This is a genomic window from Dietzia sp. NCCP-2495, from assembly GCF_026011735.1.
Classification (GTDB): Bacteria; Actinomycetota; Actinomycetes; order Mycobacteriales; family Mycobacteriaceae; genus Dietzia.
In genome coordinates this window covers 69,534-92,517 of record NZ_BRVN01000012.1, presented here as the reverse complement: position 1 = coordinate 92,517, position 22,984 = coordinate 69,534, and the positions used below count along the sequence as shown (strand labels likewise).

Annotated in this window: 19 protein-coding genes and 1 pseudogene; 11 read left to right on the top strand and 9 right to left on the bottom strand. The window is 71.1% G+C overall.

Annotation, left to right across the window (positions count from 1 at the left end):
- The 4 genes from OPF83_RS11690 to OPF83_RS11675 form a co-directional block, all read right to left on the bottom strand.
- On the bottom strand, nt 1-1,697 hold a 1,697-nt coding region (locus OPF83_RS11690; protein ID WP_264887631.1), incomplete at its 3' end, for an MDR family MFS transporter.
- Nucleotides 1,694-2,374, bottom strand: coding sequence for a TetR/AcrR family transcriptional regulator (locus OPF83_RS11685; RefSeq protein WP_264887630.1), 681 nt, complete (start codon nt 2,372-2,374; stop codon nt 1,694-1,696). The genes OPF83_RS11690 and OPF83_RS11685, both read right to left, overlap by 4 nt.
- A gap of 67 nt (nt 2,375-2,441) precedes the next feature.
- Nucleotides 2,442-3,521 (bottom strand): cell wall metabolism sensor histidine kinase WalK, encoded by a 1,080-nt coding sequence (locus OPF83_RS11680; RefSeq protein WP_264887637.1) that lies wholly within the window; start codon nt 3,519-3,521, stop codon nt 2,442-2,444.
- Between the two features lie 41 nt (nt 3,522-3,562).
- Nucleotides 3,563-4,309 carry a response regulator transcription factor gene (locus tag OPF83_RS11675; RefSeq protein WP_264887629.1) on the bottom strand — a complete coding sequence of 249 codons (747 nt, stop codon included), beginning with the start codon at nt 4,307-4,309 and terminating at the stop codon, nt 3,563-3,565.
- A gap of 174 nt (nt 4,310-4,483) precedes the next feature.
- On the opposite strand from OPF83_RS11675, the gene OPF83_RS11670 reads away from it, so the two are divergent.
- The 4 genes and pseudogenes from OPF83_RS11670 to OPF83_RS11655 form a co-directional block, all read left to right on the top strand.
- Entirely contained in the window at nt 4,484-5,116 is a 633-nt protein-coding gene (locus OPF83_RS11670) for a DUF305 domain-containing protein (protein WP_264887628.1), read from the top strand.
- Nucleotides 5,117-5,252: 136 nt separating this feature from the next.
- Nucleotides 5,253-7,490 (top strand): heavy metal translocating P-type ATPase, encoded by a 2,238-nt coding sequence (locus OPF83_RS11665; protein WP_264887627.1) that lies wholly within the window; start codon nt 5,253-5,255, stop codon nt 7,488-7,490.
- Complete coding sequence (locus OPF83_RS11660; RefSeq protein WP_264887626.1) at nt 7,487-8,119, top strand: CueP family metal-binding protein; 633 nt, start codon at nt 7,487-7,489, stop codon at nt 8,117-8,119. The genes OPF83_RS11665 and OPF83_RS11660 overlap by 4 nt, the downstream gene beginning before the upstream one ends.
- Nucleotides 8,120-8,346: 227 nt before the next feature.
- Nucleotides 8,347-8,616, top strand: a pseudogene (locus OPF83_RS11655) (carboxymuconolactone decarboxylase family protein); the annotation flags it as partial.
- 30 nt (nt 8,617-8,646) lie between these two features.
- On the opposite strand, the gene glp reads toward OPF83_RS11655, so the two are convergent.
- A complete protein-coding gene (gene glp / locus OPF83_RS11650; RefSeq protein ID WP_375546258.1) occupies nt 8,647-9,894 on the bottom strand; it encodes a gephyrin-like molybdotransferase Glp in 1,248 nt (415 codons plus the stop codon).
- 241 nt (nt 9,895-10,135) lie between these two features.
- Here glp and OPF83_RS11645 point away from each other — a divergent pair, with 241 nt between their 5' ends.
- From OPF83_RS11645 to OPF83_RS11620, 6 genes are all read left to right on the top strand, one after another.
- The gene (locus OPF83_RS11645) at nt 10,136-11,566 is read left to right on the top strand and encodes a uracil-xanthine permease family protein (RefSeq protein WP_264887636.1); all 1,431 of its coding nucleotides are present in this window, start codon (nt 10,136-10,138) and stop codon (nt 11,564-11,566) included.
- A 113-nt stretch (nt 11,567-11,679) separates the two neighbouring features.
- The gene (moaA, locus tag OPF83_RS11640; protein WP_264887624.1) at nt 11,680-12,738 is read left to right on the top strand and encodes a GTP 3',8-cyclase MoaA; all 1,059 of its coding nucleotides are present in this window, start codon (nt 11,680-11,682) and stop codon (nt 12,736-12,738) included.
- 31 nt (nt 12,739-12,769) lie between these two features.
- On the top strand, nt 12,770-13,033 hold the full coding sequence (locus OPF83_RS11635; RefSeq protein WP_264887623.1) for a MoaD/ThiS family protein: 264 nt from the start codon (nt 12,770-12,772) through the stop codon (nt 13,031-13,033).
- Nucleotides 13,034-13,063: 30 nt separating this feature from the next.
- A complete protein-coding gene (locus tag OPF83_RS11630) occupies nt 13,064-13,849 on the top strand; it encodes a substrate-binding domain-containing protein (RefSeq protein ID WP_264887622.1) in 786 nt (261 codons plus the stop codon).
- A gap of 352 nt (nt 13,850-14,201) precedes the next feature.
- On the top strand, nt 14,202-14,621 hold the full coding sequence (locus OPF83_RS11625) for a hypothetical protein (RefSeq protein ID WP_309297777.1): 420 nt from the start codon (nt 14,202-14,204) through the stop codon (nt 14,619-14,621).
- Between the two features lie 364 nt (nt 14,622-14,985).
- A complete protein-coding gene (locus OPF83_RS11620) occupies nt 14,986-15,891 on the top strand; it encodes a VOC family protein (RefSeq protein ID WP_264887621.1) in 906 nt (301 codons plus the stop codon).
- On the opposite strand, the gene OPF83_RS11615 is transcribed toward OPF83_RS11620, so the two are convergent.
- Genes OPF83_RS11615 through OPF83_RS11605 form a run of 3 tightly spaced genes read right to left on the bottom strand, consistent with a single transcriptional unit; the run spans nt 15,835 to nt 18,670 of the window.
- Nucleotides 15,835-16,263, bottom strand: coding sequence for a hypothetical protein (locus OPF83_RS11615; protein ID WP_264887620.1), 429 nt, complete (start codon nt 16,261-16,263; stop codon nt 15,835-15,837). The genes OPF83_RS11620 and OPF83_RS11615 overlap by 57 nt on opposite strands.
- On the bottom strand, nt 16,245-18,083 hold the full coding sequence (locus OPF83_RS11610) for an NTP transferase domain-containing protein (protein ID WP_264887619.1): 1,839 nt from the start codon (nt 18,081-18,083) through the stop codon (nt 16,245-16,247). Before OPF83_RS11610 ends, OPF83_RS11615 begins: the two co-directional genes overlap by 19 nt.
- Nucleotides 18,080-18,670: a TetR/AcrR family transcriptional regulator gene (locus OPF83_RS11605; protein WP_264887618.1), complete on the bottom strand. Its 591-nt coding sequence runs from the start codon at nt 18,668-18,670 to the stop codon at nt 18,080-18,082. The genes OPF83_RS11610 and OPF83_RS11605 overlap by 4 nt, the downstream gene beginning before the upstream one ends.
- Nucleotides 18,671-18,835: 165 nt before the next feature.
- Between OPF83_RS11605 and OPF83_RS11600 the strand changes: the two genes are divergently transcribed.
- Nucleotides 18,836-20,377, top strand: coding sequence for an MFS transporter (locus tag OPF83_RS11600; RefSeq protein ID WP_375546257.1), 1,542 nt, complete (start codon nt 18,836-18,838; stop codon nt 20,375-20,377).
- 108 nt (nt 20,378-20,485) lie between these two features.
- Here OPF83_RS11600 and OPF83_RS11595 read toward each other — a convergent pair whose 3' ends face one another.
- Nucleotides 20,486-22,843: an FdhF/YdeP family oxidoreductase gene (locus tag OPF83_RS11595; RefSeq protein WP_264887616.1), complete on the bottom strand. Its 2,358-nt coding sequence runs from the start codon at nt 22,841-22,843 to the stop codon at nt 20,486-20,488.
- Nucleotides 22,844-22,984 lie beyond the last annotated feature (141 nt).

Here is a 22,984-nt window from a genome sequence, read left to right as displayed (position 1 = left end):
GGTGGTGGGGTGGGCGCGGTCGCGGTGGTGGCGTTGTCGTCGTCGACCTCAGGGACGTCTTCTCCGCCGACCTCGACGATCTCGCCCTTGCCGTCATCCCACACGGCCTCGCCGCGCGCGATCATCCCGGCCTCGTCGCTGAGCTCGACCTGCGGCAGGAACAGCGCGAAGATCAAGGCCGCAGTCAGGACCGGCACCACGAACCACAGCGCCGGGGCCAGCGCGTTCGCGTACGAATCCACGATGCCCTGGTGCAGCGGATCGGACAGGGTCGCCACGAACGCCGGGGTCACGCCGCTCGGGTCGAGGCCCGCCGCCATGGCCTGCTCGGGGTTGGCGGCGACCGTCGCGGTGAGGTTCTCGATCAGGCGGTTCGTGAACAGCGACCCGAACCAGGCGGTGCCGATCGCGGCGCCGATCTCGCGGAAGTAGTTGTTCGAGCTGGTCGCCACGCCCACCTCGTGCGGGTCCACGGCGTTCTGCACGGCCAGCACGATGACCTGCATGACCAAGCCCAGGCCGGCGCCGAAGAACAGCAGCATGGCCATGATCTGCCAGATCGGGGTGGAGCCGGTCAGCTGGGTCATCACCGCGACCGTCGCCGTGGTCAGGGCCATGCCGACGATTGGGTAGATGCGGTATTTGCCCGTCTTGGTGATGGCGATGCCGGAGCCGATCGAGGTGGCCATTAGGCCGATCATCATCGGGAGCATGAGCAGGCCCGAGCCGGCGGCCGAGGTGCCGGTCGACATCTGGAGGAAGGTCGGGATGAAGCCGATTGCCGCGAACATCGCCACGCCCAGGACGAACGCGATCGCGGTGGCCACGATGAACACGCGGCCGGTGAACAGGTGCAGCGGCAGGATCGGCTCCTCGGCGCGGCGCTCGACCAGGACCAGAGCGATGACGCTGGCAACGGTGCCGGCGATCATGGCGATTATGCCCGGCGAGTCCCAGGCCAGCTGGTCGCCGCCGAGGTCGGTGATGAGCACCAGGCCCGAGGTGCTCAGCACCATGAACAGGATGCCGGGCCAGTCGAGCTTGGCCGAGCTGCGCTTGGTGGGCAGCTGCATGTACTTCCACGCCAGGACAAAGGCGATGATGCCGATCGGCACGTTGATCCAGAAGCACCAACGCCAGTGGGCGGAGTCGGTGAAGAAGCCGCCGAGCAGCGGGCCCGCGACGGCCGAGATGCCAAAGATCGCGCCCATCGGGCCCATGTACTTACCGCGCTCGGAGGCGGGCACGATGTCGGCGATGATTGCCTGCGACAGGATCATCAGCCCGCCGCCGCCCAGGCCCTGCACGCCGCGCCAGGCCACGAGCTCCCAGAAGCCGGCCTCGGTGGCAGGGTCGGTGAAGAAGCCGGCCGCGCCGGAGCCGATCGAGCCGATCGTGAAGATCGCGATCGCCGCGAGGAAGAGCTTGCGGCGGCCGAACAGGTCGCCGAACTTGCCGTACAGCGGCATCGTGATAGCCACGGCGAGGATGTAGATCGTGATGATCCACGCCTGGTGCTGGACGCCGTTGAGCTCGCCGACGATGGTCGGCATAGCCGGGCCCAGGATCGACTGGTCCAGTGAGGCCAGGAACATGCCGGCCATGAGGGCGCCGAAGATGATCCAGACCGTACGCGGGGTGAGCGTCATTGGATCGTCCCCGACAGGCGCGTGTGGCGCCGGAGAGGTGCTGGTCATGAGGTGTGTGGTCCTTCTTCTGTGTGCGCGGTGGTGGTGAATGCGGTGTGGAGGAGGTCGAAGTAGTGGGCGACCTGGTCGGCCAGCGCGGTCCCTGTGATGTCGGAGGGGCCTGAGCGGGCGGATTGCAGGGCCGTCTGCGTCAGTCCCAGCGCGACGCTCAGTCCGACCCTGGCCCGGTCGCGCTCGGCCTCGGAGCCGTAGCGCTCGGTCAGGGCGGCCTCGAACTCGACTCCGACTGCGGTCATCGTCGTGTGGAGCGTGCCGTACAGCGACGGGTCCCGCTCGAGCGCCGCCTTCATCAGGTCGTCGTCGGCGGAGTCGTCCGCGTCGGAGTCCGACTCGCGGAGGAAGTCCAGCACGGCGTCGCGGATCCGCAGGATCGGGTCGGTGGAGGGGGCGACGACGACGGAGCCGTGGAACAGCCGCCCCATGAGCCGGCGGAACCGGTCGGTGCTCAGGTGGACCACCGCCTCGTCCTTGGAGTCGAAGTAGTTGAAGAACGTCCGCGGGGACACCTCGGCCCGGGCCGCGATGGCGTCGACGGTCGTGCCCTGCAGGCCCTCCTCGGCCGCGAGCTCCAGCGCGGCGCGGGCGAGCGCGGCGCGCGTGCGGGCCTTCTTGGTCTCGCGCAGGCCGGTGCAGGCCGGGTCTGCGGCGGGGTCGTCGGTGGTCACCAGACGATGATGCGCCGTCAGTTGCAGTCTGTGCAAGTTTGCGCGTCCTGCATTTATGTGGTTCTGGTCACGTACCCCGCCGGGCGGGCGCCACCGTTCGGTCGACCGGCAGCTCGAGGACGAATCGGGCTCCGCGGCCGGGCCCGTCGCTGGACGCACGGAGTCGCCCGCCGTGGGCTTCCGTCAGGGCCCGGCTGATGGTCAACCCGATCCCGCTGCCGCCGTGCCTGCGGTCCCGGGCGGTGTCGACGCGGTAGAAGCGGTCGAAGAGGTGGTCCAGGTGCTGCGGCTCGATGCCCTCGCCGGTATCGGTGACCGAGATCTGCGCGAGCCCCTCACCGTGCCGGCCCGTGACGGTGACGGTTCCGCCGGGTGGGGTGTGTCGGAGTGCGTTCTGGAGCAGGTTGCCCAGCACCTGACCGATCCGGTCGCGGTCGACCGAGACCGGAACGCGCCGATCGATGTCGGTGGCAAGTTCCACACCCTTGGCCTCGTACTCGGGTCGGAGGGCGTCGACCGCCCCGGTGATGACGCTGTGGGTGTCGGTCTGGGTGAGGGAGAGCCGGGTCAGGTGCTCCTCGGCGCGGGAGACGGCGCCGATGTCCCGGGCGAGCCGCCCCAACCGCCCGGTGGCCGTCCGCAGAATGGTGAGTGTGTTCGCGTCCAGTCGGCGGACACCGTCCTCGACGGCCTCCAGGTGAGAGTCGATCGTGGCGAGCGGGGTGCGCATCTCGTGGGCCAGGTCGGCGAGCATCCGGGTCCTCGTGGTCTCGGCGGCGTCGAGACGACGGGCGAGCTCGTTGAAGCTGGTGACGAGGTCGTCGAACTCGCGGCCTATGCCGGGCCTGGCCACCCGGGACCCGTAGTTCCCCCCGGCGATCTCCCGGACGGACTCCGTCACCGGGGAGAGCGACCGGAGGAGGCGCCGCGCGATGTATCCGCTGATGATGAGAGACAGGACGAGCGAGACCGCCAGGGCGACGGCCCACGACACCATCATCGACGACTGGAAGGCTTCCTCCATGTGCGCCGCCTCGGCGGAGTCCTGGGACAGGCCGACCATGTCCAGGTGATCGTGGAAGATGCCGGGCGCGAGAAGTGCACCGACCCCCCAGGCGCAGAGGGTGGCGGTGACCGCCACGAGCATGAGGACCGCGAGGATCCGGGTACCGAAACTGGTGCGGTTGCTCACTGTCCGTCTCCGGTGCGGTAGCCGACGCCGCGCACGGTGCGGATGAAGGTGCCGCGTGACGCGCTGTCGCCGAGTTTGCGTCTCAGATGGCCGATGTGGACGTCGACGAGGTGCGTGTCCCCCACCCAGTCCGGCCCCCAGATCGCGTTGATCAGCTGGTCACGGGACAGGACGACGCCGGGGTCGCGCAGGAGAACCGCCAGGAGATCGAACTCGGTCCTGGTCAGGTGAACCGGCGAGTTTCTGACAGTGACCTCGCGGCCGTCGAGGTCCACGGTCAGCGTGCCGAGGGTGCGCAGGTCCCGCGCGCGGCCGGTGTCGGAAGTCGCGCCCGGTGCTGCGACCGGTGCTGCGTCCGGAGGTGTTCCGGTGCGGGGGCGGCGGAGCATGACCTGGATCCGGGCCATGAGCTCGCGTGGGCTGAAGGGCTTGGTGAGGTAGTCGTCGGCACCGACGGACAGGCCGATGAGGGTATCCACCCCCTCGGCCCTTGCGGTGAGCATGACCACGTAGGCATCGGAGAAGACGCGGAGTCGGCGGCACACCTCGATGCCGTCGAGCCCGGGCAGTCCCAGGTCGAGCACCACCACATCCGGGTCGACCTGCCGGGCGAGGGGGACGGCACTGGCGCCGTCGTCCGCGTGGGTGACGTCGAATCCGTCGCGTCGGAGATAGCTGCCGATGAGGTCGGCGATCTCCGGCTCGTCCTCGACGACCAGTGCGCGACGTGGCTGGGTGCTCATGTGGCCCATTATCCCGAGGGTGGTTTCTAACCAACGACAGGAAAGTTGATCAGACCTTGAGGAAACCGTGACCCGAATCCTGGGGCGGAGTGGACAGAATCGTCGGCGACCACCAGTGCGACCACCAGTGCGACCACCGGCGGTCCCGCGAAGTGCCGACGAGAGGATTCCACAATGCACCAGAAGTCGCTGGCGATGACCGCCGCTGCCGCAGCTGTCCTGCTGGGACTGTCGGCCTGCAGCGGCACCGGAACCGAGTCGGAGACGACGGGCACCACCGCGACCACGACCAGCGCTGCCGAGTCCGCGGCTGAGCATTCTGAAGCTGAGCATTCCGAGGCCGATGTGATGTTCGCCCAGATGATGATGCCGCACCACGAGCAGGCCATCGAGATGAGCGACATCATTCTGGCCAAGGACGGCGTGCCTGCCGAGGTCACCACGCTCGCGGAGAAGATCAAGGCCGCCCAGGGGCCGGAGATCGCGCAGCTGACCGAGTGGCTCGAGCAGTGGGGCGAGCCGGTGATGCCGGCCGACGAGCACGGCGGGCACGGCGGACACGACATGTCGGAGATGGAGGGCATGCTCTCCGAGGAGGAGCTGCAGGAGCTCTCCGACGCGCCCGGGCCTGAGGCCGCAACGTTGTTCCTGGAGCAGATGATAGCCCACCACGAGGGAGCGGTTGCCATGGCCGAGGACGAGGTCGCGAACGGGAGCTACCAGCCGGCGATCGACATGGCCCAGACGATAATCGAGACCCAGCAGGCCGAGATCGATGAGATGAAGAAGCTGCTCGACGGGCAGTAGGCGCGCGCCCCACATCTCCGTGGCTCTTCGTTTGCCGGCGCCAGTCCCCGGGAACGGACAACCCTGGCCGGAATATACCCCCCTGGGGTACGGTTGAAGTCGTGTGGGACACCCGGACCGAGATGAAGGGGAAACGATGACCACCGAGCACGGCCACCACGCTCACGGCCACCATCAGCACGTGGGGCATGCGGAGCATGACGTGCACGAAGCACACGCAGGGCACGATGCGCACGCAGGGCACGATGCGCATGCGGGGCATGACGCGCATGCGGGACACGAAGGCCATGACGGTCGCGGTCATCACGGCCATGGCGGCCACGGCCATCACGACCACGGCGACCACGTCCAGGTGTTCCGACGCCTGTTCTGGATCATGCTCGCGCTGGGCATCCCGACCGTCGCGTTCTCGCCGATGTTCGGCTCGCTGCTCGGCTACGAGGTGTCCGGCTGGGGCCTGTGGGTCGCACCGATCCTGGGCACCGTCATGTACGTCTGGGGCGGCAAGCCCTTCCTCGTCGGAGGATGGGACGAGATCCGGTCCCGCCAGCCGGGGATGATGCTGCTGATCAGCCTCGGCATCACCGTCGCGTTCGTCGCCTCCTGGGGCTCCACGGTCGGCCTGCTCGGTCACGAACTCGAGTTCTGGTGGGAGCTCGCGCTGCTCATCGTCATCATGCTGCTCGGCCACTGGGTGGAGATGCGCTCCCTCGCCCAGACCAGCTCGGCCCTCGACTCGCTGGCCGCGCTGTTGCCGGATGAGGCCGAGAAGGTCGACGACGACGGCGAGGTCGTCGTCGTCTCGCCCGCGGACCTTCGCGTGGGGGACGTCGTGGTCGTCCGACCCGGTGGGAGCGTTCCCGCTGACGGTGAGGTCGTGCAGGGCACCGCCAGCATGGATGAGTCCATGATCACCGGCGAATCCCGCACGGTCCGCCGCTCCGAGGGGGACTCGGTGGTCGCCGGCACCGTCGCCACGGACTCCGGCCTGCGGGTCCGGATCGGCGCGGTCGGCGACGACACCGCGCTGGCCGGGATCCAGAAACTCGTCGCCGACGCCCAGAGCTCGTCCTCCCGGGCGCAGCGGATCGCCGACAAGGCGGCAGCGCTCCTGTTCTGGTTCGCACTCGGCGCGGCGCTGATCACGGCCGTCGTCTGGCTGCTCGTGGGCACGCCGGAGCAAGCCGTGATCCGCGTGATCACGGTGCTGGTCATCGCGTGTCCGCACGCGCTGGGGCTGGCGATCCCGCTGGTCGTGTCCATCGCGACCGAGCGGGCGGCCCGCGGCGGCGTGCTCATCAAGGACCGTCTCGCACTGGAGAGCATGCGCACGGTCGACGCCGTCCTGTTCGACAAGACCGGCACCCTGACCAAGGGTGCGCCCGCCGTCACCGCGGTCCATGCCGCCGGAGGCGCAGGGGCGGATGGTGCCGACGATCAGGGCCGGGACCGGCTGCTGGCGCTCGCCGCGGCCGCGGAGTCGGACTCCGAGCACCCACTGGCCAAGGCCATCGTCGCCGCCGCGCAGGAGCGTGGGCTGGCGGTGCCGCCGGCCACCGACTTCAGCTCTTCTCCGGCGGTCGGTGTCGAGGCCACGGTGGAGGGCGTCAAGGTCCAGGTGGGAGGCCCCTACCTGCTGGAACAGGAGGACGGACGCGAGCTCGCCGTAGCCGACGAATGGCGGCTGGACGGCGCGATCATCCTCCACGTCCTGGTGAACGGCGAGGTCGCCGGTGCCCTCAAGCTGGTCGACGAGGTCCGGGCCGAGTCCCGCGCCGCCGTCGACGCGCTGCACGCGCGGGGCGTCGAGGTCGTCATGATCACCGGCGACGCCGAGGCGGTTGCCGCGTCCGTCTCGGACGAGCTGGGCATCGACCGGTACTTCGCGGGCGTGAGGCCCGAGGACAAGGCCGCGAAGGTCAGCGAACTCCAGGCCGAGGGCCGCTCGGTGGCGATGGTCGGTGACGGTGTCAACGACGCCCCGGCGCTCGCCCAGGCCGATGTCGGTATCGCGATCGGCGCCGGCACCGACGTGGCAATCGCCTCGGCGGGCGTGGTGTTGGCGTCCGACGATCCGCGCGCGGTCGTCAGCGTGCGCGAGTTGTCGGCGGCGACCTACCGGAAGATGGTCCAGAACCTGTGGTGGGCCGGTGGGTACAACCTCATCTCCGTGCCCCTGGCCGCAGGTGTTCTGGCACCCATCGGCTTCGTGATGCCGATGTCCGTCGGCGCGATCCTCATGTCGCTGTCCACAGTGGTCGTGGCGGCCAACGCCCAACTGTTGCGCCGCCTGGACCTACGCCCCCAGACCGTCGCCGCGTCCGGATCGGATGCACCCACGACGAGCAATATCGAGACAGGAGTTCCTGCGTGAGCGCGATTCGGATGATGTTCGCGGCGGTGGCGGCGGTCGCCGTCACCGCCGCCGGATGCACGGCGGAGTCGGTGGGGCCGGCAGGTTCGGCCGGGAACGCAGAGTCGGCCGGGAACGCAGAGTCGGCGGGGTCGGCGGAGTCGGCTGGCTCCTCGATCGCCGACGAGCACGGCCTCGCCGGGCTCGATGCGCGGGAGGTGATCGAGCGCCTCGACGCGACGTCCCTCGCGGAGCGGTCGACCGACCTCATTGCCTCCGTTCAGCCCGACGAACTGGTCCTGACCAGCGGGGACCGCACGCAGGCACTCCCGATGCCCTCGGACGAGTTCTACCTCTCGGTGGCTCCGTATGTGAGCCGGACCCACGAGTGCTACTTCCACAGCCTCACCACGTGCCTCGGAGAACTGCGGAACGAGCAGGTCCACGTCACCGTCACCGACCGGGTCGCGGGGGAGTCGGTGGTCGACGACACCCTGACCACCTTCGACAACGGTTTTGTCGGGATCTGGCTCCCGCGCGGCATGACCGGCGACATCACCGTCGAGCACGAGGGGCGCCGGGCGACGGCCCCCGTCTCGACGGCGAACTCCGACGACCTGACCTGCCTCACGTCTCTGCGCCTCACCTGAGCAGCATGACCGTGCTGCAGCACAGTGGACGCTCTCGGACTCATAGTGCATTTTCAGTGACCTGAGCCATAACGCGGAGCATGCTGGGTGTAGCGGTCAGGCGCGACGTCAGACCGGTTTCGATCCCCGACACATCCCAGGAGGACCCCATGAGCTGCTTTCATAATTCGGACGATCTGTCCTACTTGCCCAAGCTCAAGTAGGCCGCACCCACCGAGTTCGCCGCCTGGGTCGGGCTGGACAGCCAGGTCGGCCGCAAGGACGGTGCTATCCCGCACAAGCATCGCGAGCTCATCGCGGTCGCCTGCGCCCACATCACCCAGTGCGTCTACTGCCTCGATGTGCACGTCAAGGCCGCACTCGGCGCCGGCGCCAGCCGCGAGGAGATCGCCGAGGCCGCACTCATCGCTGCCGCATTGCGGGCAGGCGGGGCCGGGGCACACGCAGCGCTCACCATGAAGCTGGTCGACAAGCACTCCGGCGGCGCTGACGAGTAACCGCCGACGCCGCGCGTGGGTGAAGCGACCCTACAGCGGCAGCGCGGCGACGACAGAGCCCGCGGCCAGTTCCGTGACGTCCGCCGGGATCTCGAGGAGCACGTCGGCCCTCGCCATGGACGCGACCAGGTGGGAGCCGGGGCCGGAAACCGGGTCGGCGACGGGGGTGCCGGTGTCGCAGGCGGGATCCGAGCCGGTGGCGACGGGATGAGCCCCGGTGTCGGCAGAGTCCGGGGAGGTCAGCGCCGCTCGCAGGTACTGCACCTTCCCTGCCGGCGAGGTCACGTCCCGCGCCAGCCGCACCCGCAACGGACGGACCGGCTCCCTGCCCACCACCTCGAGGAGCACCGGCCGCAGAAGGACCTCGAACGACACCATCGCGCTCACGGGATTGCCCGGCAGACACACCACAGGCGTGTCCCGCCACCACGACATGCCCTGCGGCCCGCCCGGCTGCATGGCGATCGGCGCGAACCGCGAGCCCTCGCGGGGCTCGAGGACCTCACGAACCACCTCGGCGTCACCCATCGACACCGCGCCCACCGTCACCACCAGGTCGGCGCCCTTGACGGCGGTGTCGAGCGCCGCGGTGAAGTCCTCCCGATTGTCGCTGCAGGTCAGCGTCGCGGTGACCTCGCACCCCGAGGCCTTGAGCGACGCCGCGAGCGTGAGCGAATTGGACTCCCAGATCTGCCCCGGCCCCAGCGGCTGCCCCGGCGGGACGAGCTCCGACCCGGTCGCGATCACCGCCACGTGCGGTCGCGGACGCACCGCGAGCCCTGACTCGCCGAGTGAGGCCGCCGCCGCCAGATGACGCGCGTGCAGCCGCACCCCGGCCGGGATCACCACATCCCCCGCCCGCACGTCGTCGCCGGGGCGACGGACGAACTCCCCGGCGGCCCGCGGAGCGTGGACCAGCACGGTCTCCGGATGGCCCCCGCCGGCGTCCGCGGAGTCGTTCCCGGCCGAGGTGTCCTCCACGGGGACGACACAGTCCGCCCCCTCGGGCACGGGCGCACCGGTCATGACCTTGCAGGCCTCGTCGTCGTCGACCCCGGGACCCGGCGCGTCGCCGGCGTGCACCGCCCCCACCACGGTGAGCCGCACGGGCGCCTCCGCGCTCGCCCCCGCCACGTCCGCGGACCGTACCGCGTACCCGTCCATCTGCGAGTTCACGAACAACGGCAGATCCACCGCCGCGCGCAGGTCCTCCGCCAGCACGGCGTCCGCGCACGCCACCAACGGCAGGCGTGTGGAATGCGAGGCCCGCTCGAACATCGATGCCAGATGCGCGTGCACGATCTCGCGGTACCCGGCCGGCGTGGGGCGGGCGGCGTCGGTGCCCACCGCGGGGTCGGACGGTCGATCGGGACGGTTAGCCATACCCCTACGGTAACCGCGTTGTACTGTGCCTACCGGTCCGCGCGGGGCGGACCGTGACGGCGAGGGGTGGCGGCGAGTAGTGGCCCACGAGGACGAGACGACGACGACAACACCGGCCCGGTCCACACGCGGCGGCCTGTGGACCGTCCACGGCGACGGCAGGAACATCACCCCCGGCGAGGTCGTGGGCCCGACGGAACGGCTGAGTTGGCCGCGCACGATCGGCATCGGCGCGCAGCACGTCGTGTCGATGTTCGGGGCGACCTTCGTGTTCCCCATCATCATGGGCCTCAACCCGCAGCTCGCGATCCTGTTCTCCGGTGTGTGTACGTTGCTGTTCCTCGCGGTGGTCAAGGGGCAGGTGCCCAGCTACCTCGGTACCTCCGTGGCGTTCGTCGGCGCGGTGGCCGCGATCCGCGCGCAGGGCGGCACCAGCGCCGAGGTGACCGGCGCGATGCTCGTCGCCGGCGCCGCGCTGCTCGTCGTGGGCGTGATCGTGCACGTCGTGGGCGGACGCGTGGTGACCGCCGTGCTGCCGCCGGTGGTGACCGGCGCCGTGGTGATGCTGCTCGGGTTCAACCTCGCGCCCGTCGTGGCCCAGACGTACTGGCCGCAGGACCAGTGGGTCGCGCTGGCCGTGATGATCGTGCTGATCGGGATGACCGTGGGTCTCAAGGGCTTCGCCGGCCGCATCGCGATCTTCCTCGCGCTGGTCTTCGGCTACGTCCTGTCCTGGGTCCTCGACCTGGTCTCCGGCCCCATCACCTCGTTCAGCGCCTCCGCCGGCGAGGTCACCGAGCACCTGCGCGTGGACTGGTCCGGCGTCGCCGACGCCGCCTGGTTCGGCCTGCCGCCTATGACCGACGAGGCCGCCGGCGTGGTGGGCATCCACGCGCCCGACTTCTCGCTGGCCTTCGTGCTGCTCGTGGTGCCGGGCGTGATCGCGCTCATCGCCGAGAACGCCGGACACGTCAAGGCGATCGGCGAGATCACCCGCACCGAGACCGACGGCCTCATGGGCCGCGCCCTGGCCGCCGACGGTGCCGGCACCGTCCTGGCCACCTCCTTCGGCGGCTCGGCCACCACCACCTACGCCGAGAACATTGGCGTGATGGCCGCGACCAAGGTGTACTCCACCGCCGCGTACGTCGTGGCCGCGCTGACCGCGATCGTGCTCGGTTGCTCGCCCAAGCTCGGTGCCGTGATCTCCGCGACCCCCGGCGGCGTCCTGGGCGGGATCACCGTGGTGCTCTACGGCATGATCGGCCTGCTCGGCGCCAAGATCTGGAAGGAGAACCGGGTCGACTTCGGCAACCCGCTCAACCTGGTGCCGGTCGCGGCGGGCGTGGTGATCGCCGTGGGCGACACGACCCTGCATATCACGGACTCCTTCCAGCTCGGTGGCATCGCCCTGGGCACGCTCGTCGTGGTGCTCGGCTACCACCTCGGCCGGGTGATCGCCCCGCACCTGCGCGCTCAGGCCGAGCGGGACGAGATCCACGAGATGACCCTGCTCGGGCCCAACCCGGACGTCGAGGACCCGGGCGCGGAGGGGCCCGGGAGGTGAACCGGCGGCGCGGGGCGACCCGGCGGCGCGGGGCGACCCGGCGGCGTTGATCGGGGGCCGCGCCTACACTCGGAGGGAAGTAGGGGGAGCGACTGGAGAACGGAGGCGCGCCCATGACCTCGACGACCGGGACGGTCCCCCGGACGCGCGGGACGCGGCCGGACACACCGCTGCTCATCGATACGTTCGGCAGGACGGCCCGTGACCTGCGGGTGTCGCTGACCGAGAAGTGTTCCCTGCGCTGCACCTACTGCATGCCCGAGGAGGGGCTTTCGCCGATCCCGGACGACCGGCGCATGACCACCGACGAGGTGGTGCGACTGGTGGCGCTGGGTCATCGTGAACTCGGCGTCCACGAGGTCCGGTTCACCGGCGGGGAACCGCTCATGCGGCAGGACCTCGAGAGAATCATCGCCGGCACGCGCGCCGCGTGTCCGGACCTGCCGATCGCCATGACCTCCAACGGTGTCGGTCTCGAGCACCGGATCGGTGGGCTCGTCGAGGCCGGACTCGACCGGATCAACATCTCGCTCGACACCGTCAACCGGGCGGAGTTCGCCGAACTGACCCGTCGTGACCGTCTGCCCTCGGTGATACGCGGGGTGCGGGCCGCGGTGGCGGCCGGGCTGGACCCGGTCAAGGTCAACGCGGTGCCGATGCGGGCCACGCTGCCCGGCGCGCCCGACCTGCTCGAGTGGGCGCTGTCCGAGGGCGTGCAGCTGCGGTTCATCGAGGAGATGCCACTCGACGCGGACAACACGTGGTCGCGGGTCGAGATGGTCACCGCGGCGGAGGTGCTGGACTCGCTGGGGACCCGGTTCGACCTGATCCCGGCCAGCCGCGACGATCCGTCCGCGCCGGCGGAGCTGTGGGAGGTGGCCGGGCACACGCGCTCAGGCGGCGCCCCCGCGACCGTGGGCGTGATCGCCACGGTGACCCGTAACTTCTGCGCCGCCTGTGACCGGACCCGGCTCACCGCCGAGGGGACAGTCCGGTCCTGCCTGTTCAGCGACGCCGAGACGGATGTGCTCGGCGTGCTGCGCTCCGGGGCCCCCGACGAGGAGGTCGCCGACGTCTGGCGCGGCGCGATGTGGGGCAAGCAGGCCGGACACGGGATCGGCGGCACCGCTTTTCACCGTCCCAAGCGCTCTATGGGCGCGATCGGCGGGTGACGTGTCGGAGTCGGGCGTTAGAGTTGGCCGCGTGAACAGCGCACCCAGAGTGATCACCGTCGGGTATTACGCCGCGGCGGAGGACGCCGCTGGCACCGCCCGCGAGCGTCTGCACACTGGTGCCACGACCGTCGGTGAGCTGGCGCGCGAGGTGTGCGAGCGTCACGGGGAGCCGCTGGCCAGCATCGTCACGGTCTCCTCATTCCTCGTGGGCGACGAGACGACGCGGGATCCGCTCGCGTCGATCACCGCGGTGTCGGAGGTCGACGTCCTGCCGCCGTTCGCGGGGGGATGACCGTTGCCTCCTCGTCCGGTGGTCGCAGCGATGTCGGTCGCTCTCGTCTGTGCGGGCTCCGCCGGGTGTGCGGCGACCGACGTGGAACCGACTCCCGAGACCGTCACGATCGGCGTGGCCGCGGCGCCGTCGCTGGCCGAGGCCTTCACCGAGATCATCACCGCCTTCGAGGCGGAGCATCCGAACGTCACGGTGAGCATGGAACTGGGCAGGTCCCACCAGATCGCGGAGGGATTGTCGGAGCGAACGGACATCAACATCTTCGCCTCCGCCAATGAGGAATCGATGGCCACCGCGGAGGCGGAGGGCACCGTGTCCGATCCGACGGTCTTCGCCCGGAACCACGTCGTGGTGGCGGTGCCGTCGGGGAACCCGCTGGGCGTCGCCAGCCTCGCGGATTTCGCGCGCGAGGGCGTGCGGGTCGGATTGTGTGATCCGACCGTGCCGTGCGGTCGCGCCGGGGACACCCTGCTGTCGGAGGCGAACATCGTCCCGACGGACGTGACACGGTCACCGGGCTCCCGTGCCCTCACCTCCCGGTTGGCGGACAATCGTGTCGATGTGGGCATCGTCTACCGGACGGATGTGGCGAGCTCCCGCGGGTGGGTGACCCAGGCCGAAGTGAGCGAAGTGGAGCGCGAGCTCGCCCGGTCGGCTGGGACCACCCGCTATGTGCTGGCCAGGGTTCCGGCCGGAGACGCCGGTGAGGCGGCTCGGTCCGAGGCCACCGCGTCCGACGAGTTCGTCGACCTGGTGCTCTCCAGCAGGGGCCGGACTGCTCTCCTCAATTCCGGCCTCGAGGCGATCCCCGGCTGACGCGGTGGAATACGGCTGACGCGGTGGAATCCGGCCGCCCCGGCGGGGTTTGGCGAGCACACCGGTTCTCTGGTCCGGCGGGCCCCGAAAATCCGCACTGCCAGTGGACATTTAGAGAGTCTTAGACTCGGATGCATGAGCACCGCGGAGTCCCCGAGCCCGTCGCGGCGCCGGACGTCGTGGCACAGGCGGGCGACAAGACCGGTCCAGCTGTGGCTGATCGCGCTCGTGATCATGGGGATCGCCCACCGCTGGGTGCCCGCCTCCACCTGGGTGATCGTCCACATGTTCACGCTGGGACTGATCACCAACTCGATCCGGCGCCTGGCTGTACCACTGCGCGACCATGCCGATGACCGGGCACGTCGCCGCCGGCATGTTCGGAGCGCTGATCGTCGACCCGCCGGACCTGCCGGAAGTGGACGGCGAGTATGTGCTGGTCCAGTCCGAGTCCTACCTCGGTGGCCCCGACGAGGCATTCAACTCCGCCAAGATCGCCGCCCGGCGGCCCGACCTGGTGATGTTCAACGGTCACGCCACCCACTACCGGCGGGACCCGCTGACCGCGCGCGTCGGCGAGACGGTGCGGATCTGGGTGGTGGTGGCCGGGCCGAGCGACGGCACCAGCTTTCACGTGGTGGGCTCGCAGTTCCATACCGTCTATGCCGAGGGCGGCTATCTGCTGCGGGACGGGCGCGACGCGTTCGCGGCCGCGACGGCGGGTCACAGACGCTGGCGCTCGCCCCGGCGCAGGGCGGGTTCGTGGAGATGACCTTCGCCGAGCCCGGCCGCTACACGTTCGTCGACCACTCGTTCGCCGACGCCGAGAAGGGCGCCTCGGGCTACATCGACGCCACCGGCTGAGCCGTCACCGCACGCCCCGGCATCCGCGCCCGCCGCTGCCACCCCAGCATCGATAAGTGGGTTCGGCACGTCGGCACTCGGGTGATGCGGGCCGGAGGCTCTGCTCGATGGGGCGGGGCCTCCCGGCCCCGGCATCGTCCCGCCGCCACGGCCTCGCTCCGCCAACCCCGCTCCGCCCCCGAGCGCGCGCCGGGAATGGGCCGGCGGCCCCGCGGGTTAATCAAGGTGATACATCAAGTAAATGTGGGGTAGCCCTCAACCCAGGAGTCGTCGTGCCCGTCTTTGTCCAGAACCCCGATCCGCGCAGCCTCGTCGAACGCCCCGCCGACCTTCTGCTGCCCGCCGACGCCCGAATGGGTGCCGTGGAACTGCTGGTCCGTGACCTCGACGCGATGATCGAGTTCTACTCCCGCGGCGTGACGCTCAACGTGCTCGAGCAGGTCGGCGATACCGCGGTGCTCGGCCGGGGCGGACAGCCGCTCGTGCGCCTGCGCCGGGCCCCCGGCCTGCCGCCGCGCCGCCGCGGGGAGGCCGGGCTGTTCCACACCGCCGTGCTCTTCGAGGACCGGAAGTCGCTCGCGGTCGCGGTGGCGTCGGTGGCCCGGTTCGCACCGCGGTCGTTCACCGGCAGCGCCGACCACCTCTACAGCGAGGCCTTCTACTTCAATGACCCCGAGGGCAACGGCGTCGAGCTCTACGCCGACCGCCCCCGCGAGACCTGGCGGCGCGACGCCAACGGCCTGCTCCAGACCGCGACCAACGCCCTGGACCCCAACGCGTTTCTGCGCACCCATCTCCCGCAACAGCCGGTCGCGCCGCCGCCGGCCACACTCGGCCACGTCCACCTGCAGGTCGGCGACATCGGCGTGGCCCGCGACTTCTACGTGGACGCCCTAGGGTTCGAGGTTATGAGCGACCTGGGGACGGCGCTGTTCATCGCGGCCGGCGGCTACCACCATCACGTCGCCGTCAACACCTGGGGCACCGCCGGTGCCGGGCCCCGCGCCGCCGCCTTGGGGCTGGGTCAGGTGAACATCGATCTTCCCGACGACGACGACGTCGCCGCCCTGCAGGAGCGCCTGGTCGATCATCGGATCGACGTCCGGCACGACGGTCGCACGCTACGCTTCGACGACCCGTGGGGGACGCTCATCCAGGTTGCTCCCGCGGGGGCCTGAGTCCGAACCGGTCACGGCCCGCCGCCCCGCGCCACCGCAGCATCGATAAGTGGGTTCGGCACACGCGCACGCGGGCGATGTGGGCCGGAGGCTCTGCTCGATGGGCGGGCGGTCCCGGGCGGCGGGTGACGGGGGCGCGGGCGGCGGGTGACGGGGCCGGGCGGCCACCACCCAGATGAACCAGGTGCCGTTGGCCTCGGACAGCACCGAATGGCGCGTCTGTGAGAGCACCCCCACCCGCGGCACGGCGTCGTCCCCGCGCTTGCGGGTGTCGCCGAACCGGTAGTACGTCAGGTACGGGCAGCAGCGGCGGCGCAGGTCGAAGGTCTCCACGTGCTCGGCCTGGAGCTCGGTCAGCGGGGTGGTGCCCACCAGTCCACGACCTCGACGAGGTCGTCGTCAGCCGCCTCGGGGACGAGCGCCAGCGCCGGCGCCCCGACGAGGTCGGCCAGGTGGGCCGTGCGCACGCGGGCGGTCACCGACCAGCCCCCGGCGCCGTCGGGCCGCGCGGGCAGGATCCGCGACCGGCCCGGGGCCGCCAGCCCGGCCACGTCGGGCAGCCGCACGAGCGTCGGGGTCCTCAGGCGGCCGGTGCGGGCGTCGACCAGCGCGCGCCCGGTGGTCGCGGCCGCGCACACCGCCGCCGCCGGGTTCCCGGGCAGGCCCAGCAGCACGCGGCCGTCGGGGAGGGCGGCGACCAGCTGCGAGCCGCCGGGCCGGACCCGCACGCCGTCCAGCACCACCTTTGCCCCGGCCCGTGCCAGGGCCGAGCGCAGGTGGTCGGCCACGCCGCGGCCGGTGGCCCCCACCAGGACCAGGACGTCCTCGCCCGCGCCGCCGGAGAGCAGGGCGTCAAAGTCTGCGGGGGTGTCCGGGCAGTGCCGCACCGCCCTGCCGGCATGGCCGGGTGCCGCCGCGAACCCGGCCCGCGCGAGCACGCCGGGAAGCAGCGGCCCGACGGTGTCGCGGATGCGGCCCGGCGGCAGCGGAGCCCGGGTGGTGGCGGGCAGGACCTCGTCGCCGGTCGTCACCACCGTCGCCGTGAGCGGGCCCCGCACCCGCACGCCGTCGACGCCGCCCGAGAGCGCCGCCGACGCCAGCGCCGCGTCCAGGAGCGCGCCCGCCGAGGCGAGCTCGACACCCGCCGGCCAGTCCTCGCCGACCGGCCGCAGGTCGTTCGTGCCTTCGGCCTCGGGTAGCGCCGTGACCGTCGCCGGGCCGCTTGGGGTGTCGGGGGAATCGGTGGAACCGGTGACCGTGACCAGTTCGTGCCGCAACACGCGGTCGGTGCCGCGGGGTGCGAGGGCCCCGGTCGCGATGGTCGCCGCCGTCCCGGGCGCGAGCGACGCGGGCGAAGAGTCCCCGGCCCGCCGCGCCACTCCGATGAGCCGCCACGGCCCGGGCCCGGCCAGCGCGTAGCCGTCCATCGCCGAGACCCGCCCGCGGGGCATGGGGTCGGCGGCGACGAGCGGCTCTGCCAGCACCCCGCCCACGGCGTCCAGCGGCGCGCGAACCGCGACCCCCGACTCGCCCAGCCCGGCGCGGAGGACCTCGCCGACGTGCTCGAACGCCACGGGTCCGCGCCCGGCCAGGTCGGACCAGGTGTCGACGTCGTGCGCGGGCGCGCCGACGGGGACGCGCACGAATTCGCCCTCCGCGTAGAGCGCGCGCACCGCCCGCCCCGCCACGCCGCCCTCGGCCCGGAACCGGTCCAGGCGCGCGGCAAGGGCGGGGCGGTCCCACGCGGCCAGGAGGTACTGGTCGTGCCCGGCGGCGTCCACGCCGAGCGCGGCCACCGCGCCTGCCCCGCCAGCTGCGCGTGCTCCGCCAGTCGCGCGTGCCCTTGCGGTCACGCGTGCCTCACGGAGTGTGTCGACGAGGCGCCGGAGTGTGTCGTCGTCGAGTCCGGGCAGGTCGCAGGCCACGACGACGACGAGGTCGGCCTCCTCCGGCAGCACCGCCAGTCCCGCGGCGAGCCCGGCGACGGGTCCGGAGTGGGGCGGCTCCTCCCGGGTGTCGCCGCCGGGTCCGACCGTGACCACGGCGCCCGCGACAGCCCGGGCGGCGGCGAGGACCGTCTCGACCATCGGCCGGCCCGATACGGTCAGGCGGGCCTTGTCGACCCCGCCCAGACGGGTCCCCCGGCCGCCGGTGAGCACGATCGCGCCCACGGTGCCGTCGCCGCGGTTCACCGGGCGTCCCCCGGGAGTCGGGCGCGCAGGAAATCGTCGACGAGGCGCTCGACGTCCTCCTGCGTGTACGGGCGCAGGCCGATGAGGCGGGCCAGAACCGGAGGTCCCCCGAGCTGGGCCAAGGCCAGGTCGCGATCGCCGGGCACCAGCGTGCCGTCGGCCTCCGCGGCGGAGAGGATCTCATGCAGCGGGGCGGTATAGGCGTCCACGACCCCGCGCCGGAGTTCGCCCACCTCGTCGTCGTCGGGCACGTGGCGCCCCATCGCCAACCAGCCGAGCAGTGACTGCTGCATGGGCGCCGACTGGAGTAGCTGCGTCAGCGACGTGCACAGGTGCACCAGCTGGTCCCGCACCGGCAGGTCCCCGGGCGGCGCGGCGGGGGCCGGTAGGAGGCGGCGGAACGCGGCCGCGATCAGCGCGTCCGTCGACGGGAAGTTGCGGTACAGCGTGGTCCGGGCGACCCCGGACGCCCGCGTCACCGCCTCCACGGTCACGGCCGCCGCGCCGCCGGAGACGAGCAGGTCCGCGGCGGCGTCGAGCAGCTTGCCGCGGGAGCGGGCGCGGCGCGGGTCGGCGGTGGAGGTCATGCCCCCATTGTGGCCCGATACGGCGGCCGCCCGGGTGTTTCCGCGACGAGAACCGATACCGACGGTATCGTTTCTCCCGAACCGCCCCACACAGCACCCGACCGCTGGGAGACAACCGTGCCCGAACTGACCGCAGGACGGCGGCGCTGGCTGCTGTTCGTCAACATGGTGGCGGTCTCGCTCGTCGTGGCCACCATGTCCGCGCTCTACACGTCGCTGCCGGACATCGCCGTCGCTATCGGCGCCTCCCAGGCCGAGCTCACCTGGATCGTCGACTCGTACACCCTCGCGCTCGCCGGACTCGTCCTCACCGCCGGCGCCCTCGGCGACAGGTTCGGGCGGCGCGCCACCCTCATCGTGGGGCTCGCCCTGTTCACCCTGTCCTCGATCCTGCCGCTCTGGCTCGACTCGCCCCTGTGGCTGATCATCCTGCGCGCGCTGGCCGGGGTCGGCGCTGCCTTCGTCATGCCCTCCACCCTGTCCCTGCTCACGGCCAGCTTCCCGCCGGAGCGCCGCGGCTCCGCCGTGGGCGTCTGGGCGGGCTTCGCCGGCATCGGCGGCATCGTCGGCCTCATCGGCTCGGGGCTCATGCTGCACGTGTGGTCGTGGAAGTCGATCTTCGTGGTGAACTCCGTGATCGGGCTGCTCGTCCTGGCCGCCGCGTTCACCATCGGGGAGTCCGTCGCGTCGCGGCACGGCCGGCCCGATGTGCTCGGCGCCGTGTTCTCGGCACTCGCCGTGGGAGGCGTGGTGTTCGGCCTGATCGAGGGGGCCCAGACCTCATTCTCCGAACCCGTCGTCGTCGTCGCCCTCGTCGTCTCCGCGGTGAGCGTCGTGGCCTTTGTCCTGGTCGAGCTGCGCGCCTCGGACCCCCTGCTGGACGTGCGCTACTTCCGGCGGCGCGGCTTCTCCACCGGCTCCATCTCGGTCGGCCTGCAGTTCCTCGTGATCTTCGGGTTCTTCATGCTCATCGTCCAGTACCTGCAGCTCGTCCGCGGGTACGACGCCCTCGGCGCCTCGATGTCGCTGGCCCCCATGGTCGTGCCGGTCCTGCTGCTGTCGCTGATCGCTCCGTGGCTCACCACGCTCGTGGGACTGCGCGTGGTCTCGGTGGTCGGCATCGGCGCGATCGGGGCGGGCATGATCCTGCTCTCGCGCCTGACCGTGGACTCCGGCTACTGGGACATCCTGTGGCCGATGTGCATCGCTGCCGTCGGAATGGGACTGGCCACCGCGCCCGCCACTTCGGCCATCGTGTCCGACATCCCCGGCGACGAGCAGGGCGTCGGGGCCGCGGTCAACGACGCGATGCGGGAGGTCGGGGCGGCGATCGGCATCGCGATCAGCGGCAGCATCCTCGCCGGCCGCTACGCCGCCGACATCGTGGACGTCCTGCCCGGGGTGCCCGAGGCCGGCCGGCAGGCCGTGGAGAACTCGCTCGCGGGCGCCGTGGAGTTCGGCGCGGCCGCCGGGCCCGCTGCACAGCCGGTCGTCGACGCCGCCACCGAGGTGTTCGTCGGCGGACTCTCCGATTCGCTGATGGCCCTGGGGCTGGTGGCCGTCGGCGCGGCGGTCGCGCTGCTGTTCATCGCCCCGGGGCGCGGCTACGTCCCCCGCGGCGCCGGGTCCACGGAATCCACCGAGCCGACGGAATCCACCGAGCCCACGGGATCCACTGAGGCCACGGAATCAGGTACGTCGGGTTAGGGCTCGCTGCGCGGCTCGAACCGGACGGTGTCTGCGCGCCGGTTGCTCGCCGCTACGCTCCGCTGCGCGGCTCGAACCGGACGGTGTCTGCGCGCCGGTTGCTCGCCGCTACGCTCCGCTGCGCGGCTCGAACCGGACGGTCACGGCCTTGAAGCCGGGGGTGTTGGACTCGCGCGCCACATTCTCGCGGTGCACCAGGCCGTTGGCCTCCGGGAAGTAGGCGGCGCAGCAACCGCGGGCGGTCGGGTAGGCGATGAGGCGGAACGCGTCCGCCCGTCGTTCACTCGACTGACCGTCCGAGCTCGTGAACACACTCACCACATCGACCATCTGACGGTCGGAGAGCCCAAGTTCGAGCAGGTCCTCGGGGTGTACGAGGATCACCCGACGGCCCTCCGAGATCCCCCGGTAGCGGTCGTCCAGCCCGTAGAACGTGGTGTTGTACTGGTCATGCGAGCGCATGGTCTGCAGGATCAGGTGTCCCTCGGGCGCCTCGAGCCACTCGAGCGGCGACACCGTGAAATGGGCGCGCCCCGACTCGGTGGCGAAGCTGCGGCTGTCGCGGGGCGGGTTGGGCAGCACGAAGCCCGACTTCTGCCGGATCCGCCGGTTGTAGTCGGTGAACCCCGGCACGACCCGAGAGATGTGGTCGCGGATCACGTCGTACTCCTCGGCCATCGCCCGCCAGTCCACCTCGTGCTGGTGCCCCAGGATCGCCTCCGCCATTCCGGCGATGATCTGCGGCTCGCTGAGGAGCTGGTCTGAGACGGGCTCGAGTCGGCCCTTCGAGGAGCGGATCACCGACATCGAGTCCTCCACCGACACGAACTGTGCGCCGGAGGGGTGCCGGTCGTCGCGGTCGGTCCGGCCCAGCGTGGGCAGGATCAGCGAGGTCTGCCCGTGCACCACGTGCGAGCGGTTGGGCTTGGTCGAGACGTGCACTGTGAGCCCGGTCCGTTGCATCCCGCGCTCCAGGATTTCGGTGTCCGAGCACGCCTTGGCGAAGTTGCCTCCCATGGAGACGAACACGTCCACGTCGCCGCGCTCGAACGCGGTGAGCGTGTCCGTCGAGTCGTAGCCGTGCTCGCGCGGCGAGACGATCCCGAACTCGGCGTCGAGCCGGTCGAGGAAACCGGTCGTCGGCTTCTCCCAGATCCCCATCGTGCGATCGCCCTGCACGTTGGAGTGCCCGCGCACCGGGCACGCGCCGGCGCCGGGCTTGCCGAAGTTGCCCTGCAGCAGCAGGAGGTTGATGATTTCGCGGAGCGTGTCGACCGAGTGCGGCTGTTGGGTGAGACCGAGGGCCCAGCAGACGATCGTCGCCTCGGAGTTGATCAGCAGCGTGGCCAGCCGCTCGATCTGGAAGCGGCCCAGTCCGGTCGCCCGTTCGGTCACGTCCCAGTCCAGTTCCGCGCGCGCCGCGGCGTACTCGGCGAAGCCGGCGGTGCTGGACTCGACGAACTCGCGGTCCACGACGGACCCCGGCGAGGCCTCCTCGGCGCGCAGGAGCAGGTGGCCGAGCGCCTGGAACAACGCCAGGTCGCCGCCGACCTTGATCTGCAGGAAGTCGTCGGAGATCCGCTCGCCCTCTCCCTCCCCCTGCGTCGCGAGACTCTTGACCACGTCGGTCGGTGATTGCGGGTCGGAGAACCCGAGCAGTCCGGCTTCGGGCAGGGGGTTGACCGCGACGACGTGCGCGCCGCGCGCCCGCGCGTCGGCAAGTGCCGACAGCATCCGTGGGTGGTTGGTGCCGGGATTCTGCCCGACGACGAGGATGGCGTCCGCGTGCTCGAAATCCTCGAGGGAGACCGTCCCCTTCCCGATCCCGATCGTCGGCGACATGGCCGAGCCGGACGATTCATGGCACATGTTGGAGCAGTCGGGCAGGTTGTTGGTGCCCAGACTGCGCGCCAGCAGCTGGTACATGAACGCCTGCTCGTTGGCGGTCCGGCCCGAGGTGTAGAACACGCACCGATCGGGCGTCGTGGCGCGGACGTGTTCGCCGATCAGGGCGAACGCCTCGCTCCAGGAGATGGGGGAGTAGTGCTCGTCGCCGGGGCGGATCACCACCGGCTCGGTGATGCGTCCCTGGTTGCCCAGCCAGTACTCGGTCTTGTCGCGCAGCGCGCTGATGGGGTGCTCGGCCCACCACTGCGGGGTGACGGTGCGGGTAGTGGATTCCTCGGCGACGGCCTTGGCGCCGTTCTCGCAGAATTCGGCGGGCTTACGGGGGCCGGTGATGGACTCGGGCCACGCGCAGCCGGGGCAGTCGGTGCCGTCGCGGTGGTTGAGCCTGGCCAGTGCGCGCGCGGTGCGGACCACGCCGGCCTGGGAGATGCCGCGTTCGAGCGCCACCGACACGGCCTTGACCCCGGCCGCGCTCGTCTCGGGTGCGGTGATCTCGAGATCCGCCTCGGTGATGTCGTCCACCGGCGCGGACCTGCGGATGCGGGGGATCAGGCTCATGGACCCATTGTGCGTCGGAACTCAATTCTGTGCGTCGGAACACAGTTCGGGGTGAGCGGTCTGGTCTGCCCCTGCGGACCGCCCACTACCCGCTCAGGGGAACAGATGCCGTGGATGGCTGGATCCCGTTGCGGGTGAGCG

Excerpts from the sequence above, each read along its gene's own strand:
- OPF83_RS11680 (WP_264887637.1), bottom strand. The coding sequence starts at position 3,521 with ATGCTCGTGGCGGTCACCGCCACCCTCTGCGCCTGGGGGGTCGGTGCA.
- OPF83_RS11675 (WP_264887629.1), bottom strand. The coding sequence starts at position 4,309 with ATGAGCACCCAGCCACGTCGCGCACTGGTCGTCGAGGACGAGCCGGAG.
- OPF83_RS11670 (WP_264887628.1), top strand. The coding sequence starts at position 4,484 with ATGCACCAGAAGTCGCTGGCGATGACCGCCGCTGCCGCAGCTGTCCTG.
- OPF83_RS11665 (WP_264887627.1), top strand. The coding sequence starts at position 5,253 with ATGACCACCGAGCACGGCCACCACGCTCACGGCCACCATCAGCACGTG.
- glp (WP_375546258.1), bottom strand. The coding sequence starts at position 9,894 with ATGTTCGAGCGGGCCTCGCATTCCACACGCCTGCCGTTGGTGGCGTGC.
- moaA (WP_264887624.1), top strand. The coding sequence starts at position 11,680 with ATGACCTCGACGACCGGGACGGTCCCCCGGACGCGCGGGACGCGGCCG.
- OPF83_RS11630 (WP_264887622.1), top strand. The coding sequence starts at position 13,064 with ATGTCGGTCGCTCTCGTCTGTGCGGGCTCCGCCGGGTGTGCGGCGACC.
- OPF83_RS11625 (WP_309297777.1), top strand. The coding sequence starts at position 14,202 with ATGACCGGGCACGTCGCCGCCGGCATGTTCGGAGCGCTGATCGTCGAC.
- OPF83_RS11605 (WP_264887618.1), bottom strand. The coding sequence starts at position 18,670 with ATGACCTCCACCGCCGACCCGCGCCGCGCCCGCTCCCGCGGCAAGCTG.
- OPF83_RS11600 (WP_375546257.1), top strand. The coding sequence starts at position 18,836 with ATGGTGGCGGTCTCGCTCGTCGTGGCCACCATGTCCGCGCTCTACACG.
- OPF83_RS11595 (WP_264887616.1), bottom strand. The coding sequence starts at position 22,843 with ATGAGCCTGATCCCCCGCATCCGCAGGTCCGCGCCGGTGGACGACATC.